Origin of the sequence: Polynucleobacter sp. Adler-ghost, assembly GCF_018688495.1 — a bacterium.
GTDB lineage: Bacteria > Pseudomonadota > Gammaproteobacteria > Burkholderiales > Burkholderiaceae > Polynucleobacter.
Map to the genome: position 1 here is coordinate 2,043,487 of NZ_CP061320.1, position 12,957 is coordinate 2,056,443.

At 45.2% G+C, this 12,957-nt stretch carries 16 protein-coding genes; 11 read left to right on the forward strand and 5 right to left on the reverse strand.

From position 1 onward, the window contains the following. Nucleotides 1-8: 8 nt before the first annotated feature. Entirely contained in the window at nt 9-1,916 is a 1,908-nt protein-coding gene (mrdA, locus tag ICV89_RS10590; RefSeq protein WP_215308603.1) for a penicillin-binding protein 2, read from the forward strand. After that, on the forward strand, nt 1,898-3,049 hold the full coding sequence (rodA, locus tag ICV89_RS10595; protein ID WP_215308604.1) for a rod shape-determining protein RodA: 1,152 nt from the start codon (nt 1,898-1,900) through the stop codon (nt 3,047-3,049). The genes mrdA and rodA overlap by 19 nt, the downstream gene beginning before the upstream one ends. Before the next feature lie 92 nt (nt 3,050-3,141). On the opposite strand, the gene ICV89_RS10600 is transcribed toward rodA, so the two are convergent. Both ICV89_RS10600 and ICV89_RS10605 read right to left on the reverse strand, forming a co-directional pair. Continuing rightward, the gene (locus tag ICV89_RS10600) at nt 3,142-3,444 is read right to left on the reverse strand and encodes an HU family DNA-binding protein (protein WP_256442663.1); all 303 of its coding nucleotides are present in this window, start codon (nt 3,442-3,444) and stop codon (nt 3,142-3,144) included. A gap of 95 nt (nt 3,445-3,539) precedes the next feature. Then, nucleotides 3,540-3,905 (reverse strand): hypothetical protein, encoded by a 366-nt coding sequence (locus ICV89_RS10605; RefSeq protein ID WP_215308605.1) that lies wholly within the window; start codon nt 3,903-3,905, stop codon nt 3,540-3,542. A 150-nt stretch (nt 3,906-4,055) separates the two neighbouring features. On the opposite strand from ICV89_RS10605, the gene ICV89_RS10610 reads away from it, so the two are divergent. After that, nucleotides 4,056-4,958 carry an aspartyl/asparaginyl beta-hydroxylase domain-containing protein gene (locus ICV89_RS10610; protein ID WP_215308606.1) on the forward strand — a complete coding sequence of 301 codons (903 nt, stop codon included), beginning with the start codon at nt 4,056-4,058 and terminating at the stop codon, nt 4,956-4,958. Nucleotides 4,959-4,960: 2 nt separating this feature from the next. Here the strand turns inward: ICV89_RS10610 and ICV89_RS10615 are convergent, their stop codons facing one another. Continuing rightward, complete coding sequence (locus tag ICV89_RS10615) at nt 4,961-5,257, reverse strand: DUF167 domain-containing protein (RefSeq protein WP_215308607.1); 297 nt, start codon at nt 5,255-5,257, stop codon at nt 4,961-4,963. Between the two features lie 22 nt (nt 5,258-5,279). On the opposite strand from ICV89_RS10615, the gene can reads away from it, so the two are divergent. From can to ICV89_RS10645, 6 genes are read left to right on the forward strand one after another with little or no spacing between them, the layout of a single operon-like run. Next, nucleotides 5,280-5,945: a carbonate dehydratase gene (gene can / locus ICV89_RS10620; protein ID WP_215308608.1), complete on the forward strand. Its 666-nt coding sequence runs from the start codon at nt 5,280-5,282 to the stop codon at nt 5,943-5,945. Between the two features lie 8 nt (nt 5,946-5,953). After that, nucleotides 5,954-6,841: a lipid A biosynthesis acyltransferase gene (locus tag ICV89_RS10625; RefSeq protein WP_215308609.1), complete on the forward strand. Its 888-nt coding sequence runs from the start codon at nt 5,954-5,956 to the stop codon at nt 6,839-6,841. A gap of 38 nt (nt 6,842-6,879) precedes the next feature. Continuing rightward, on the forward strand, nt 6,880-7,632 hold the full coding sequence (locus ICV89_RS10630) for a metallophosphoesterase (protein ID WP_215308610.1): 753 nt from the start codon (nt 6,880-6,882) through the stop codon (nt 7,630-7,632). A 7-nt stretch (nt 7,633-7,639) separates the two neighbouring features. Beyond that, nucleotides 7,640-9,058 carry a serine/threonine-protein kinase gene (locus tag ICV89_RS10635; protein ID WP_215308611.1) on the forward strand — a complete coding sequence of 473 codons (1,419 nt, stop codon included), beginning with the start codon at nt 7,640-7,642 and terminating at the stop codon, nt 9,056-9,058. Between the two features lie 33 nt (nt 9,059-9,091). Continuing rightward, nucleotides 9,092-9,829, forward strand: a complete 738-nt coding sequence (locus ICV89_RS10640; protein ID WP_215310405.1) for a pseudouridine synthase — start codon at nt 9,092-9,094, stop codon at nt 9,827-9,829. A 51-nt stretch (nt 9,830-9,880) separates the two neighbouring features. Continuing rightward, nucleotides 9,881-11,506 (forward strand): peptide chain release factor 3, encoded by a 1,626-nt coding sequence (locus tag ICV89_RS10645; RefSeq protein WP_215310406.1) that lies wholly within the window; start codon nt 9,881-9,883, stop codon nt 11,504-11,506. Nucleotides 11,507-11,508: 2 nt separating this feature from the next. Here ICV89_RS10645 and ICV89_RS10650 read toward each other — a convergent pair whose 3' ends face one another. Both ICV89_RS10650 and ICV89_RS10655 read right to left on the reverse strand, forming a co-directional pair. Further along, a complete protein-coding gene (locus ICV89_RS10650; RefSeq protein ID WP_215308612.1) occupies nt 11,509-11,757 on the reverse strand; it encodes a hypothetical protein in 249 nt (82 codons plus the stop codon). 35 nt (nt 11,758-11,792) lie between these two features. After that, nucleotides 11,793-12,020, reverse strand: coding sequence for a DUF2798 domain-containing protein (locus ICV89_RS10655; RefSeq protein WP_215308613.1), 228 nt, complete (start codon nt 12,018-12,020; stop codon nt 11,793-11,795). A gap of 177 nt (nt 12,021-12,197) precedes the next feature. On the opposite strand from ICV89_RS10655, the gene ICV89_RS10660 reads away from it, so the two are divergent. Both ICV89_RS10660 and ICV89_RS10665 read left to right on the forward strand, forming a co-directional pair. Further along, nucleotides 12,198-12,404, forward strand: a complete 207-nt coding sequence (locus ICV89_RS10660) for a hypothetical protein (RefSeq protein WP_215308614.1) — start codon at nt 12,198-12,200, stop codon at nt 12,402-12,404. Nucleotides 12,405-12,456: 52 nt separating this feature from the next. After that, entirely contained in the window at nt 12,457-12,954 is a 498-nt protein-coding gene (locus ICV89_RS10665; protein WP_251370847.1) for an MOSC domain-containing protein, read from the forward strand. Nucleotides 12,955-12,957 lie beyond the last annotated feature (3 nt).

Genomic DNA, 12,957 nt, shown 5'->3' on the forward strand with positions numbered 1-12,957 from the left:
AGCACTAAATGGTTTCTTTTAAAAAACCAGATCTCGACTCGTTTCAAGAGCGCATTCATATTGCGACCCTGTTTGTCACCTTCTGTTTCTTATTATTGGTTACGAGATTAGTCTGGCTGCAACTAGTGAGCCATAGCAAATACACGCTGCTGGCAGAAAGCAATAGAATCGCTTTAGTACCAGCACCCGCCAATCGCGGCCTCTTAATAGACCGCAATGGAATCGTGATTGGCAGAAACTACTCAGCGCTGACCTTAGATGTAAACGCTGAAGAAGTTAAAGGCAATGTTGATGAACTAATCGATGAGCTTTCGCAAATCGTATTGATTTCTCCCAGAGATCGAAGAAATTTCAAGCGCTCACTTGAAGATTCTCGCAAAATGGGCACCTTTCCCCTCCGCTCGATGCTCACCGAAGTTGAAACAGCCCGCTTTATGGTTAATCGCTATCGCTTTCCGGGTGTCGAGATACGCGCCCGAAGCTTTCGAGAGTATCCCTATAACGAGCTCGCATCGCATCTGATTGGTTATATTGGGCGAGCCTCTAAGCGAGATATCGAGCGGATGCAAATTGAAATTGATAACTCCAAAGCGGGTGATCCTGATGCGCTACAAACTTCATTTTTGCCGGGCATTCAGTATGTTGGGAAAATTGGTATCGAGCAAAGTTATGAGACGGTATTACGAGGTAGGCCAGGATATGATGAAGTGGAGATTACTGCAGGCGGCAAACCCGTGCGTACACTTTCTAGCTCACCATCGGTACCAGGAAAAAATGTGGTCCTTTCGGTTGATATCAAGCTGCAATACTTAGTTGAGCAGCTCTATGGAAATTTCCGTGGTGCATTTGTTGCGATTGAGCCCGAGACTGGGGATATCTTGGCATTTGTTTCTAAGCCTAACTTCAATCCCAATGACTTTGTGGAGGGCATCGACTCAGTCACGTGGAAAGAGCTGAATGACTCGCCACAAAAGCCACTCTATAACCGCCCGCTTAAAGGCATTTATCCGCCAGGGTCAACCTACAAACCATTTATGGCGCTGGCAGCTTTAGAAACTAAAAAGCGCACACCGTCACAAACCATATCCGACCCGGGTTATTTTGATTTTGGTAACCACACTTTCCGTGATGATAAGAAAGGTGGGCACGGCATTGTTGATATGCAAAAGTCGATTGTTGAATCTTGTGATACCTATTACTACCTTTTAGCGCGTGATATGGGTGTCAACATGATGCATGACTTCATGAAACCATTTGGCTTTGGTCAAATTACTGGCATCGACCTACAAGGTGAATCAAAAGGTGTGTTGCCATCCACCGAGTGGAAGAAAAATACTTTCAAAAAACCAGAGCAGCAAAAATGGTACGAAGGCGAAACAATTTCCTTGGGAATTGGTCAGGGCTATAACGCATTTACTATTCTGCAATTAGCCCATGCAATGGCAAATATGGCAAATAACGGTATCGTCATGAAGCCGCACTTAGTAAAAGCGATTGAAGACCCCTTTACAAGAAATCGCACCCTGACAACGCCCAAAGAAAGTTATCGAATTGATCTCGTACCCGAGAATATTGAGTTCATTAAGAAAGCGATGGTCGAGGTAAATAATTCTGGAACGTCTGCCTCTGTTTTTAAAGGTACGGGCTATCAAGTTGGCGGCAAGACTGGAACAGCGCAAGTGTTTAGCTTGAACTCGAAAGAATATAACCACGGATCTACAGCAGAATTTTTACGTGATCATGCTTTATATGTTGCCTTTGCCCCCGCAGAAAAACCGACAATCGTCATTGCGATGGTAGTAGAAAACGCAGGATTTGGTGCGCAATATGCTGCGCCGATTGCGCGTAAGGCGCTAGATTTTTATCTTGAAGGTAAATGGCCCAAGGAGATTCCTGAATGGAAAAGAGCGCCATAAATAAAGCAAAGAAAATATTCCTCAGCATTTTCAGCGGACTCGATCGCCAGCTAGGCTATATTCTGCTTGGGTTGGCAGGCATTGGATTTATTACTTTTTTATCTGCAAGTCAAAATACGCCTGTTCGTTTTGAGGATGAATTGCGCAATTTAGCACTTTCTTTCGCAGTCATGTGGATTGTTTCTCGCATTCCACCAAAGTGGTTAGAGATGGCTGCAGTATGGATTTATGGTGTTGGGGTTGCACTACTGATTGCAGTCGCTATATTTGGACTGATTAAAAAAGGTGCAAGACGTTGGCTCAATATTGGCTTCGTAATTCAACCATCTGAGCTCATGAAAATTGCTATGCCACTCATGCTGGCCTGGTATTTTCAAAAACGGGAAGGCATTCAAAAATCTTGGGACTATGGAGTAGCGGCAATCATCCTTGGGATTCCAGTGATGCTCATTGCGCGTCAACCTGACTTGGGCACTGCGCTCTTGGTGTTTGCCGCAGGCATGTATGTGATCATTCTTGCTGGATTACCGTGGAAATGGATCCTGCCATTCATCGGTATTGGCGCATTTGGAATCATCCTCATCATTATTTTTGGTAGCACTATTTGTGCGCATGATGTTGCGTGGCCACTAGTTCATAACTATCAAAAACACCGAGTGTGCACTTTGCTTGACCCGAGTAGCGACCCCCTTGGAAAAGGCTTTCATACAATTCAGTCGATGATTGCAATCGGCTCAGGTGGATTTTTTGGTAAAGGTTGGTTTCAGGGTACTCAAGCCCATCTCGAATTTATTCCAGAAAAGCATACCGACTTTGTCTTTGCTGTGTTCTCAGAAGAGTTTGGCTTATTGGGCAACTTAGTTATGTTGGCACTTTTCTTCGCTTTGATTAAACGAGGCTTGGCCATTTCTGCTAGCGCACCCAATCTATTCACTCGCCTACTAGGCGCATCTGTGACACTGATTTTCTTTACCTACGCCTTTGTCAACATCGGCATGGTAAGCGGTTTATTGCCCGTAGTTGGAGTTCCACTACCCTTCATCAGTTATGGAGGAACTGCTTTAGTGACTCTGGGATTTGGAGCCGGTATTTTGATGAGTATTCATCGCCATCGACGCTTGGTACAAAGCTAAAACTAAACTTGGGTAGGTGTGCAAAAAATTTGCACTCTCTATGAAAACAAAAAAGCCCGGCATGCCGGGCTTTTTCTCCAACAAAGCAAGAATTACTTCTTACGCTTGTTAACTGAATCTTTAAATGCTTTACCAGCAGAAAACTTAACAGTTTTAGCAGCAGCAATTTTGAGTGGCTCACCAGTTTTTGGGTTACGACCCATACGTGCAGCACGCTTACCAGAAGAGAAAGTACCGAAACCGATCAGCTGTACTGAGTCGCCTTTAGTAACAGCTTTAATGATTTGCTCAATAGCAGAATTCAATGCAAATTCAGCTTTGGCTTTTGAGATCTCAGCGTCGTCAGCAATCGCTGCGATTAGTTCTGCTTTGTTCAAGTGAAGCTCCTTATAGATATTGATATCAGCGCACCTTGCGCTTACATGATTTTAACCACAAAAAATTACAAAAATAAAGCTGCGTTACAGCAAATTTTTTTATTGCCTATTTTTTACTCTTCTATAACTGTCACATCAGACACAAAATACTCGGTATCGCCAAAACAGCTTGTAGGCAATCCGATATGCTGCTCATATTTCAGGGCAACTTTTTTACCTAAATTAGCGTTAATTTTTTGTGCCACAGCATCTTCACGGACCGTAAAGAGGAATTTTTCTGACATGGTTCCAGGCATTGAAACCATGGCTAACTCGCCTTCCCAGGTTTTACAGACATAACCTCGATTGGAAAACTTTTGTACATAGCCAGCACGCTCTCCACTCCCGTAGCTCCAATTAAGCATAATCCAGGTATACGCCACTAGGCCTGCCAAACCAATCAATATCAGGCTGAAAAGCCATTTTACGAATCTATTCATACGAATTTCCTTAACAAATCATCTTTGCAGCACTCATTGGGTGCATTTTTGACCTCAATCAACATTGGAGCATATTCATTTCAAAAATAGGGATGAAATGGCACCCTATACAAATTAAAATATTGGTATTAACGCTAATTGGTACATTCCATGGAACTTCGTCACGTCATTTTTCTAATCTTTATTGTATCGGCTGTTTATGTTTACTTTAGAGGAAAGGTGCGATTTGGCTTGGTTCGCTCTCTAACAGACTACCAAGTACTTTTAGCCCCAATTAATAGTCTGCTCTACTTGTTTTCAAAAACCAAGGCAGGGGCATTTATTCCCGTTACGGATTTTCCCGAAATGAAGCCCCTACAAGATCATTGGCAGATCATCCGTGATGAAGCGCTTGCTTTGAACGCAGATGGCGCCATAGCAGCTGCTACGGGATATAACGATATTGGATTTAACTCTTTTTTTCGGACAGGCTGGAAACGCTTTCACCTCTATTGGTATGGCAAAGAAATGCCGTCAGCGCAGCTCCAATGCCCTAAAACTGTTGCCCTCCTTAAATCAATCCCTTCGATCAAGGCAGCAATGTTTGCCTCACTACCCCCCGGGGCAACCCTGGTAAGGCATCGAGACCCTTATGCAGGCTCGCTACGCTATCACATTGGCCTTGTCACCCCAAATGATCCCAAGTGCTTTATTGATGTCGATAATGAGCGCTATTTTTGGAAGGATGGTGAGCCTGTGATGTTTGATGAAACCTATATCCACTATGCGGCCAACGAAACAGATCACCAACGAATTGTCTTATTTTGCGATGTAGAACGGCCGGTTCACACTAAATTGGTGCAATTATTAAATCGCTGGTTTGGGCGTTACATCATGAGCGCAGCCTCTTCCCAAAATGTTGAAGGCGAAAAGGTAGGATTTGTAAACGTTCTTTTTAAATATTTTTACCACCTCAGGGCGCAGGCCAAAAAGCTCAAAGCAAAACATCGCAGCGTGTATTACATCGGAAAATGGGTTTTAATTTTAGGAATTCTGTACGCAATATTTTGGTAGCCCTAGGGGCTTAGGGCTTCAGTAATCTGCTCTGGAGTGATAGAACCCCAGATTTCGACTCGCTTTACCCGGCTGCTTTGTCCCGATAAGAGCTGAATTTGTTTTTGCGGCACTCTCAATTGCTTAGAAAGCCAAGACAGCAGCATTTCATTTGCCCTGTTTTCGAGGGCAGGAGCCTGCAGGGATATCTTGAGACAGCCGTCATGCAGACCAACTACCTTAGTCAGCTTTGCGCCCGGCTGGCAATGTAGATGAAGAACAATGCCAGTGGGGGTTTGCTTTAACCAAATAGGCATCATTAAAGTACTTTAAACTCAAACCATGATTATGAAGAATTCCAGTGCCTTAGACCAGCTATTTGCCAATAATCGCGAATGGGCGGAAGCCATGATCGCTAAGGATGCTAATTTTTTTAAGCGCTTAGTTTCACAGCAGGCGCCAGAATATTTATGGATTGGCTGTTCAGATAGCCGTGTACCCGCAAACGATATTGTGAACTTGCTGCCTGGCGAACTTTTTGTACATCGCAATGTTGCCAATGTGGTGGTTCATACCGATCTGAACTGCTTATCTGTGATTCAGTTTGCTATCGATTTATTGAAGGTTAAGCATATCTTGGTAGTGGGTCATTACGGTTGCTCTGGCGTCCATGCCGCCCTAACCGATAAACGGGTTGGCCTTGCTGACAATTGGTTGCGTCATGTGAAGGATGTGCATCAAAAACATGAGCGCTATCTTGGCGAAGTGATCCCATCTCCAAAACGTCAAGATCGCTTATGCGAACTGAATGTGATAGAGCAAGTAGTAAATGTATGTGAGACCACCATTGTTCAGGATGCATGGGCTAGAGGACAAGATCTCACGGTGCATGGATGGACCTACCGTCTCGAGACCGGCTTAGTCAATGATTTAGGTATGTCTACTAGCTCTGCCGAAGAAATGAATGTGCGCTACGCCAAATCTTTATCTCGCTATGACACCGAATAAATTGAGTTTTGTTTAAAAATTTTTCAAACTACTCTGGGGTAGCACTTCTTAGATTTCTGGTATCGCTGCCCTACAAGACTTTAGTCTCTATTGGCTATGGCCTAGGCTATCTGGCAGCCCACATTCCCAACGATCGCAATCGCGTAGTCCAGAAAAACTTGGAGCTCTGTTTCCCTGAGCTAAGCGCAACAGAAGTTGATCAACTTAGAAAGCAGCATTGGCGACTGCTGGGACGCAGCTTAGTTGAAAAAAGTATTATTTGGCTGGGCAGCAAAAAACAGCTTGCCGAGATGATTGAGGTTCGCCCTGAGGTTGATCTAAATGATAGACAGCCACGTATTTTAGTGAACATGCATTTTATTGGCATTGAAGGTAGCATTATTCTGAGTGCACTTGCCAAGGAAAAAGGTTGGCCTCGTACTTCTGGCTTTTTTCAAAGAATGAAAAGCCCTTTCTTCAATAAGAAGATTATTGAATGGCGCAATCGTTTCGGTGGAAATTCAATTGATCGCCAAGGAAACTCGCTTGCGCTCATTCGAGAGATCCGCAAGGGCAGCTTCATTATCATTGCGCCTGATATTGATTTAGGCCTCAAGGACTCTACCTTCGTTCCCTTCTTTAATATTCAAACTAATACGATCACAGCTGTATCGCGTCTTGCTAAAATCACAGGGGCGCAGGTCTGCATGATGATCACTACTCTCAAAAAAGATGGGGCTGGCTATGTTTGCACTATTAGCAAGCCCCTTGAAAATTTCCCCACCGAAAATCCTGAAGCCGATACAGCGCGACTCAACACAATTTTTGAAAAAGAAATTAGACTCAGGCCAGCCGAATACTACTGGGTTCATAAGCGCTTTAAAAACAGGCCTCACAATGAGGCGAGTCCCTACTAGCACTTCTGCTAGGGCTACTTTTGCCCTATCATTAAAGAATGAATGAACGCATTGGCTTATTTGCTGATCTACATAGCAATTTAGAAGCTTTTGAAGCCTGCATGGAGCGGGCTCAAGAGCTTGGCGTTACTCGCATGGTCTTCTTGGGTGATATTGTTGGCTATAACGCTGACCCCGGCATTGTGATTGATCGCATTGGTGAAATGGTCGCCAATAAAAAAGCAATTGCTGTTTTGGGAAATCATGATCAGGCAATCTTTGAAGACCGCAGCAAGCAAATGAATGTAAGCGCAAATGCAGCAATAGAGTGGACTAAGGCTCAGCTCAATCCTCAGCAAATTCGATTTCTAAAAGAATTACCACTCATGGTTCAAGAGGAGACGATGTGTTTTGTTCATGCATCAGCTCACAATCCTGCTGACTGGAATTACATTACTGACAGCATGAGCGCTTGGCGTTGCGTACAAAGCTCAGGAAAGACGTATACCTTTGTTGGCCATGCTCATGAACAAGCACTTTTCTATCAAAGCGCTGTCGGTAAATTGATTCGTTTTGCACCATACCCCGGCGATGGAATTCCAGTGATGCATCATCGTCAGTGGGTTGGCGTGGTTGGCTCACTTGGTCAACCACGAGATGGAAATCCAGAAGCTTGCTTTGCTATATTTGAACCAGGATTAGAAGTGCTTACCTTTCACCGAACTCCATACGATCAATTTACAGCAGCTGAAAAAGTGCGTCGCGCTGGGTTACCAGAAGATCTTGCCAACCGTCTGATTACAGGTAAATAATTTACCTATGTCGATTAATACCGATATTGAAGCAGTTGATGAAATTTTCCAAGAAGGCAAAGTAGTTGATGGATTTGTATTGGGAGCAGAGGTGCATCGCGGCGGTATGGCCAGCCTCTACTCCGCAAGCAAAGAAGGGATTGATGTCCCTATTCTCCTGAAGATTCCTAGGGTAGGTCGTGATCAGCCCGTGGAAAGTCTCATTGGCTTTGAAACTGAGCTCACTATTCTGCGCTCACTGAAGAGTCCTTACGTTCCCAAGTATCTCGGCTCTGGAAATATGGCAACACGCCCCTACATTGCTATGGAGCGCGTGGCAGGGAGACCACTTGAGGACTTTATTAAAGAAGGTAGAGTTTTTACAATTGATGAGGTTGTGAAGATTGGTGTTGATTTAGCGCAAGCGGTGCAATCTCTACATGCGCAAGATGCCATTCATTTAGATATTAAGCCCGAAAACATTCTGATTGATGATCAAGGCAAGATCACGTTAATTGACTTTGGCTTATCGCATCATGCGCGTTTTCCAGACTTACTCGCGGAAGAGATGCGCAAAGGGGTTGGCTCGGCACCCTATATTGCACCAGAGCAAGTGATTGGCATTCGCTCAGACTATCGTAGCGATATTTTTTCTATTGGCGTCATCTTGTATGAGCTACTCACGGGCGAGCTTCCCTTTGGAAACCCTCAGTCGATGTACGGCTTACGCAAAAGAATGTGGGCGCAGGCATTTCCTCCGCGTGCCATTCGAAAAGAAATTCCCCGCTGGTTACAAGAAGTTGTTTTGCGTTGTCTTGAGCCCCGTGCAGCAGATCGCTATCAGAGCGCTACTCGTTTACGTCAAGTCTTGCGCGATCATGAGAGCGTCATCCTAACAGAGCGCGCTGATCGAGTTGATCCCCTGAGCTTTTGGGAAAACCTCAAGCGCATGTTCCGTGCGGCGGGTTACGAGCCCTCCCCGAGTCCCCGCCCCAGCATTGGTAATGATGATGCGCCTCTGATGATTGCAGCGATTGATACGCGCCAGTCTGATGAAGACTTGCGTGTACGCATGCAAACAACTGCAAAGAACTTACTGCAGGCCTACCCCGAAAGTCGGCTTGTTTGTATCAGTACGATTGCAAGTACTCCGACTTTTGAAGGCAATCAAGAAAGTGAAACTGCTAGCGGTATTGTGCGCGGGCATCTCGTGCAACTTATGGAATGGGCAAAGCCTTTGAAATTGCCACCGGAGCGGATTTCATATCATGTATTGGAAGCGCTTGATCCAGCTAGTCGAATTGTGGAATTTGCCAAAGATAACGATGCATCACTGATTCTCATTGGGGCATCTCATAAGCCGCCAAATAAAGTAACGCCTTGGCGAACCTCTATGACAAAGATTGCTGAAGAGGCTCCTTGCAGCGTTCATATTGTCAGAACCTAGTCTTTCATAGGGCAATTGCCCGATAATATGATGATGGAAGAAAAAATACGTGTATCCAAGCTACTCTCTGAGTTGGGTCTATGCTCCCGACGTGAGGCAGACTCTTATATTGAGCAAGGCTTAGTCACTGTTGATGGTGAAGTGGTCAATGAGCTAGGTTCTCGGGCTTTTCGTCATCAGAAGATTGAGCTCCAGTCTAGCGCCAAAGCACAGCAGGCATCGCGCATTACAGTCATTTTGAATAAACCAGTCGGCTTCATCTCTCACTATGATGACGAACAAGAGTATCAACCAGCAGCTTCGCTCATCACTCCTGAGAATTACTTTGCAAGCCCCTTAGACAAGGGTCGCAACCCACGCTTTAATACCCGCGGCTTAGCGCCCGCAGGTCGGCTTGATATTGATTCCACTGGCATGCTGGTCTTAACTCAAGATGGTCGTACCGCAAAACTCCTCATTGGTGAAAATAGCCCCATCGAAAAAGAGTATTTAGTCCGAGTGGAAGGCGCACTCTCTTTTGAAAATTTAGATCGCCTCAAACATGGTCTGGAATTAGATGGGGTCGTTTTAAAGCCAGCCCAAGTCAGCTGGCAAAACGAAGATCAACTTCGCTTCGTTTTGCGCGAGGGCCGCAAGCGTCAAATTCGTCGCATGTGTGAAATGGTTGGCCTCCGGGTTTTAGGCCTCAAGCGCGTGCGCATGGGTAGAATTTCGCTAGGCGCCCTACCGCCCGGCAAATGGCGCTTTGTAAGGCCAGAAGAGCAATTTTAAGTGGCTCTACGCGTCTATAATTCTGTCAATTAGATTAAGCGCAGAATTACCATCGATACCACCACCAGCACTCCCGGCGCAGAAGTTTTAAGACGCCGTAGCTTTGCCATCATCTCTCACCCAGATGCCGGCAAGACCACGCTTACTGAAAAACTCTTACTATACGCGGGAGCAATTCAGATTGCGGGCAGTGTAAAGGCTCGTAAAGCTAGTCGACATGCGACCTCTGACTGGATGGAAATTGAGAAGCAGCGTGGTATTTCTGTAGCCAGCTCAGTAATGCAAATGGAGTATCGCGATTGCATTATTAATCTTCTAGATACTCCAGGCCACCAAGACTTCTCCGAAGATACTTATCGCGTATTGACTGCGGTTGATTCTGCATTGATGGTGATTGATGCTGCTAATGGTGTTGAGTCACAGACCTTGCGCTTGCTTGAAGTATGTCGTGCACGTAACACGCCAATTGTGACCTTCATCAACAAAATGGACCGCGAAGTAAAGCCACCCATGGAGTTGATGGATGAAATTGAAACTGCACTAGGTATTGAAGTGGTTCCTTTTACTTGGCCGGTAGGTATGGGCAAATCTTTCGCCGGCGTGATTGATATTGCCAATTCTCAAATGCGCATGTTCAAAGCAGGTGAAGATCGCGTAACCGAAGATTCTCATGCAATTGTTGACATTAATGATCCCGCCCTAAAAGAGCGCCTCGGCACTGATCTTGAAAATGCGCTTGCTGAAGTAGATTTAATTAAAAATGCGATGCCTGCCTTTGACCGGGAAGCCTTTTTAGCCGGTCGTCAGTCGCCGGTATTCTTTGGCTCAGCCATTAATAATTTTGGTGTACGGGAAATTCTCAATACTTTAGTTGAACTTGCACCATCACCAGGATCACGCAAAGCTTTACAGCGCGAAGTAAGTCCTGCAGAGAATAAATTTTCTGCTGTGGTCTTTAAGATTCAGGCGAACATGGATCCAGCTCATCGAGATCGTGTTGCCTTCTTGCGTATTTGCTCAGGGCATTTTCAGCGTGGCATGAAACTGAAGATTTGTCGTAACGGCAAAGAAGTGCGCACTAATAATGCACTATCTTTCTTATCGCAACGACGCGATATTTTGGATGAAGCTTTTCCTGGAGATATTATTGGATTGCCGAACCATGGCCTACTTCGGTTGGGCGATACGCTAACCGAAGGCGAGCAATTGCAATTTACAGGCTTACCATTTTTTGCTCCAGAAATTTTCCGTATGGTCGAGTCCGCAGATCCATTACGCTCAAAACAATTGCGCACCGGTCTAATGCAACTTGGTGAAGAGGGTGCGATTCAAGTATTTCGCCCTATGACTGGCGGCACCATGCTGCTTGGGGCATTTGGACAGCTTCAGTTTGAAGTGGTGAGCCATCGCCTACAAACTGAATACGGGGCGGAAGTACGCTTATTACCGGCACGTTATAACTTGGCTCGCTGGGTAAGCTCCGAAGATCCTGTAGCACTCAAAAAGTTCATGCTGGAGAATATTCACCGTATGGCAGAAGATGTTGTGGGCGCTTCTGTATTTTTAGCTAGCCATAAATCTGAACTCGATGTTGCTCAACAGCGCTGGGAATCCATTCAGTTCCATGCCCTAAGAGAGCATGCAGGTCTTATCTATCAATCAGACCTCGCTGGTTAGCTCTAGCGTGGGCTTGATTGCGGCCAATTGCAATCAAATACCGCAAGTAACTGCGTATCGTTTTTTCTAAACGATGCAGTCTTGCCATATTGTGCGCAATACGCATTAGCCTTTGCTGTAAGTGAGGCAATAGGTTCGCCATCACTATTTAGAAAGGTCACATGATTTGAATCTGATGCATCGGTATAAACCGCAGCGCAAGCACTCAAGCCAACCATGCCTAGCAATACAATATATTTGAAATGCGTCATAAAAAATCTCTTATTCAATAAAGTTATTCGCCCACTCATCGCTCCAGCTTCTTAACTAAACTTGCAGTGAGCTTGCTAGCAAATGGGCGATAGATCAAAATGCAAATAATCGCAACAGGGTAAGCAACCGCCCAAAGCTCAAGCCATACCCAAAAGAAATTCTTCGCAAAGCCTATACGAACCAAAGTGGTTGCTAAAGTAATGCTTAATGACATGAGCCCACCCATAATGGCGGCAAAAATAAGATTAGGAATATTTATCATGAGCTAGACATGTAGTACACCATGCTTTTTAAGGATAAAGCCGACAGAGATCTTTCAATCATAGCGCCTAGATCACTTAACTGTTATTCTGATCTGTGATCACTATTTCGCGCCCTACATAGGGGAGTCTGCTGAGCATGCTCAGAGGTTCATCATTCCAAGACTCTAGGAAAATATATGGCTGTTGGCCAAAATCAAAGAAATAGAAAAAACGACCCCATGGTGAGTAAAACTGGTAAAGCTAAATTGGGGCCACTTACCGTTACTCAACTCAGTAAATTGCTCGAATCTAGCACTAAGCCCAAAGAGAAGGCAAAGATACAGAGGGCTCTCAATAAGCGCCCTCCGGTCGCAGTACCCACTGCAACGGCAGCTGTAGCCTAAGTACTAAGCCCCGAAATTACCGGGGCTTTTTCTTATGTAATATCCTGTCATCATGAAGGCATTCCCTCAAATTCACTCCATGTATATTGCTCCTCGAGCGGGCGAGCTGATGGCGCCGCTTGAAAGAGCGGAGATCATTGCCGGCAAAGGAATTGTCGGAGATCGCTACGCACTAGGTCTAGGCGCCTTCTCTAAGACCAAGCCAAAAATACGCCACATTTCCCTAATTACCCTCTCAGGGATAGAAAATGCTAATGCCCAATTACGCGCTAAGCAGCAAACCCTCTTTGGCGAGGGCGATACCCGAAGAAATCTTGTGATTAGTGGCATCTCTGAGGATGAGTTAAATAGCTTAGTTGGCAAGATTTTCTATTTAGGGGGCATTGCATTCAAGGGCACTGAATTATGCGAACCCTGTCAGCGACCGGCCAACTTACTAAAAAGACCTGACTTCATGAACGTTTTTGAGAATAGGGGCGGTCTCAGAGCAGAAGCGCTAGACTCTGGGATCCTGAGTAATGGCGATTCGCTCACATACCCATCAGAGTAAGAA

Coding starts and splice junctions, on each gene's coding strand:
- mrdA (WP_215308603.1), top strand. CDS start 9: ATGGTTTCTTTTAAAAAACCAGATCTCGACTCGTTTCAAGAGCGCATT.
- rodA (WP_215308604.1), top strand. CDS start 1,898: ATGGAAAAGAGCGCCATAAATAAAGCAAAGAAAATATTCCTCAGCATT.
- ICV89_RS10605 (WP_215308605.1), bottom strand. CDS start 3,905: ATGAATAGATTCGTAAAATGGCTTTTCAGCCTGATATTGATTGGTTTG.
- ICV89_RS10610 (WP_215308606.1), top strand. CDS start 4,056: ATGGAACTTCGTCACGTCATTTTTCTAATCTTTATTGTATCGGCTGTT.
- ICV89_RS10615 (WP_215308607.1), bottom strand. CDS start 5,257: ATGATGCCTATTTGGTTAAAGCAAACCCCCACTGGCATTGTTCTTCAT.
- can (WP_215308608.1), top strand. CDS start 5,280: ATGATTATGAAGAATTCCAGTGCCTTAGACCAGCTATTTGCCAATAAT.
- ICV89_RS10630 (WP_215308610.1), top strand. CDS start 6,880: ATGAATGAACGCATTGGCTTATTTGCTGATCTACATAGCAATTTAGAA.
- ICV89_RS10635 (WP_215308611.1), top strand. CDS start 7,640: ATGTCGATTAATACCGATATTGAAGCAGTTGATGAAATTTTCCAAGAA.
- ICV89_RS10640 (WP_215310405.1), top strand. CDS start 9,092: ATGGAAGAAAAAATACGTGTATCCAAGCTACTCTCTGAGTTGGGTCTA.
- ICV89_RS10650 (WP_215308612.1), bottom strand. CDS start 11,757: ATGACGCATTTCAAATATATTGTATTGCTAGGCATGGTTGGCTTGAGT.
- ICV89_RS10655 (WP_215308613.1), bottom strand. CDS start 12,020: ATGATAAATATTCCTAATCTTATTTTTGCCGCCATTATGGGTGGGCTC.
- ICV89_RS10660 (WP_215308614.1), top strand. CDS start 12,198: ATGGCTGTTGGCCAAAATCAAAGAAATAGAAAAAACGACCCCATGGTG.
- ICV89_RS10665 (WP_251370847.1), top strand. CDS start 12,457: ATGAAGGCATTCCCTCAAATTCACTCCATGTATATTGCTCCTCGAGCG.